This is a genomic window from uncultured Veillonella sp., assembly GCF_963524655.1.
Taxonomy (GTDB): Bacteria; Bacillota; Negativicutes; order Veillonellales; family Veillonellaceae; genus Veillonella.
Genome location: NZ_CAURHA010000073.1, coordinates 1 through 2,766 on the forward strand (window position 1 = coordinate 1; position 2,766 = coordinate 2,766).

2 protein-coding genes and 1 pseudogene are annotated in these 2,766 nt (G+C 36.8%); 2 read left to right on the plus strand and 1 reads right to left on the minus strand.

The genetic code is table 11. The features are described 5' to 3' along the window. A pseudogene (locus tag RYM16_RS08955) lies at window positions 1-974 on the plus strand (carbon monoxide dehydrogenase); the annotation flags it as partial. 170 nt (window positions 975-1,144) lie between these two features. Here the strand turns inward: RYM16_RS08955 and RYM16_RS08960 are convergent. Further along, window positions 1,145-1,930, minus strand: coding sequence for an MBL fold metallo-hydrolase (locus tag RYM16_RS08960; RefSeq protein WP_288187363.1), 786 nt, complete (start codon window positions 1,928-1,930; stop codon window positions 1,145-1,147). 161 nt (window positions 1,931-2,091) lie between these two features. Here RYM16_RS08960 and RYM16_RS08965 point away from each other — a divergent pair, with 161 nt between their 5' ends. Beyond that, window positions 2,092-2,691, plus strand: coding sequence for a TetR/AcrR family transcriptional regulator (locus RYM16_RS08965; protein ID WP_273298653.1), 600 nt, complete (start codon window positions 2,092-2,094; stop codon window positions 2,689-2,691). Window positions 2,692-2,766 lie beyond the last annotated feature (75 nt).

Consider the following 2,766-nt stretch of genomic DNA (forward strand, 5'->3'; position numbering starts at 1 on the left):
AAAATGTTATTCCATTGTGTAATGCTATCGGTGCGGAACTTGTACTTGGTACTGGTGCACTCGATTGCTGGGTAGCTGACGTTCAAGATGTTTACCCTGCTATCATGGACGTAGCACGTTGCTTCAACACAAAAGTTATCACTACATCTGATGCAGCTCGTTTACCAGGTGCAGAACATATCGGTTACGATCATCACCATACAAACTTGTCTGAAACAAAAGAATTGGCTCGTAAAATCTTGGATCGTGCCCTTGAAGCTCATGAATTGCGTAAAGGTATGCCTGTATTCATTCCGCCATACGAAATCACTGCAGAGGTTGGTTTCTCTCCAGAATCCACTGTTAAACATTATGGTTCATTCAAACCATTGGCAGAGGCTTTAAAATCTGGTAAAGTTCGTGGTATCGTAAACGTAGTAGGTTGTTCCAACCCTCGCGTTATCTACGAAAAAGCAACTGTAGATATCGTTGATACACTTATCAAAAATGGCTGTATCATCACAACAAACGGTTGTGCGTCCTTCCCATTAATGAAACTTGGTTACTGTAATACAGATGCTATTAAGAAATGTAGCCCTGCATTGCAAGAGTTCTTGGGCGATGATCAACCGCCAGTATGGCATGTTGGCGAATGTGTAGATAATGCTCGTTCTTCCGGTATCTTCGCTGGTATTGCAGGTGAATTAGGCCTTAACTTACCACAAATGCCATTTGCAATGTCTAGCCCTGAATGGTCTAACGAAAAAGGTATCGATGCATCCCTTGGCTTCCGCTTGATGGGTATCAACTCTTACCACTGCGTTGAGCCACCTACACAAGGCTCTGATGCTGTTACAAAATGGCTTAAAGAAGACACTAAAGATATCTTAGGTTCTGTTATGTATGTAAATACTGATCCTGCTAAAGTAGCTGAAAAAATCTTAGCAGATATCGACGCTAAACGTGCTGCTTTAGGTTGGGCTGAAGTAAAATAGTTTATCTTTTGATAGATTATAATTTGTAGTTACGTATAAAAACACCCTCTATAGATCTTATAGTTATTATGACTATTAGAATTAAGAGGGTGTTTTTTTATTATTTGTGGATAGATTTTTTACTAGTCTTGTATTAGCCGTAGTATAATGTACTAATTGTTTTAGACCTATTAAAGTGTGATGGTTTCACCATCTTCAGGCACTGCTACATGGCTTTCAATGTTGTTGCCTTTAATAAATTTGCGCACATCCTCACGACTTGTTGCAGTATGATTAACTGTATCCATGTGAACCGCAATGATTTTAGCCTCTGGTTTGCGTACCACCATGCGGCCAATATCTTTTGTACCCATAATAATACTATCTTCAAAGCCTAAAACTTGAGCATATCCAGTGTTCATAATAATAACGTTAGGGTCGAAGCGAAGGAGGGCCTTCTCTACATCACTTGTCCAAACTGTATCGCCTACAAGGTACACAGTTGGTTCGTCTGCTGTTTCAAAAATAACGCCCATCGCATCGCCTGCTAATGGTGCGAGAACTGGATTTGCATACATTTCTACCGTGCCGTGGGAGCCACCTGTTTTTCTTAATGTGATACCATTAAACTCTAGACTTTCAAAAATGATGCGTACATCATTAAAGCCTTGTGAAGTAATAAGTTCTTTGTCCGCTGTATTTTGTACAAAAATAGGAAGTGATTTTGGAATAGCATTAATTGCCGTATCATCCCAATGGTCAAGATGTGTGTGTGTGACTACCACTGCAGTTACATTGCTTAATAGATTGTCCATTGATAGAGGTAAATCAACCATAGGCATTCTTTGTTGATAGTTAAATGTTCCTTCAAAGCCAGGATAAGTATCTTTTGGTGCTAAAAATGGATCAATAAGGAATGTTGTATTTTTTATTGTTAATTTTCCTGTAGCATTTCGAATGTGAGTATATTGTGTCATAGTTATCTCCTTAATTAAATTATTGTCGATCTAATTGAATAGATTATTATTTGTAATCTCTAGAACTAGTATACCTTGTTTTGTTATACTAGTCTCAACAATAATTAACACTATGTTTATTAATAGACACATTGTATAAAAGTGTCTATGTTGGAGGTTATATGATAACTCGAAAAGAAATGACACGTATGTTGTTAAAAGAAGGCTTGCTTAGTTGTTTAGCAAACAATTCTTTTGAGTCTGTAACAGTAACATCGTTGTGTAAAGCTTCGGGTATAACTCGTTCTACTTTTTATTTACACTATAGCAATATCATGGAAATTGTTGATGATTTAGTGGATGATGCAATTTCCTATTCACGCCCAGGAATGGTAGATAATAATAATTTACAAATTATAGCTAAAGCCTTATCAGCTGCTTCTAATTCTGTTTCGTTGAGAGAAGCATACGATTCTATTATTGATAGATTGCCATTATGTCAGCGTATTATACGACATAAAAAGTATTTACCTTTATTTTTAGATGAACAAATTTCAGAATATGTATTACAACGCATTATAGGGAGTGAAAAAGATCGGCAAGGGCTCGTTATGGCAGAAGCACTTGGGATTTCATTTGATGTAGGTGTATCGGTTTTTGTATTCTTAGTACACGGATTATATGCTATTAATAAAGAATATAAGTGGACTCAGAGTGATGAGTGGTTAGAAGCTCAGAAAGTTATTTTTGAACTCGTTTATCGTGGTTTACAAAGCAAATAGAATTCATACTCGTATATGTTGGGTTATAGGACAAAAAGTGTGTGTGACTAATCCCAATAAGTTGGAAAATCTGTA

Coding starts and splice junctions, on each gene's coding strand:
- RYM16_RS08960 (WP_288187363.1), bottom strand. CDS start 1,930: ATGACACAATATACTCACATTCGAAATGCTACAGGAAAATTAACAATA.
- RYM16_RS08965 (WP_273298653.1), top strand. CDS start 2,092: ATGATAACTCGAAAAGAAATGACACGTATGTTGTTAAAAGAAGGCTTG.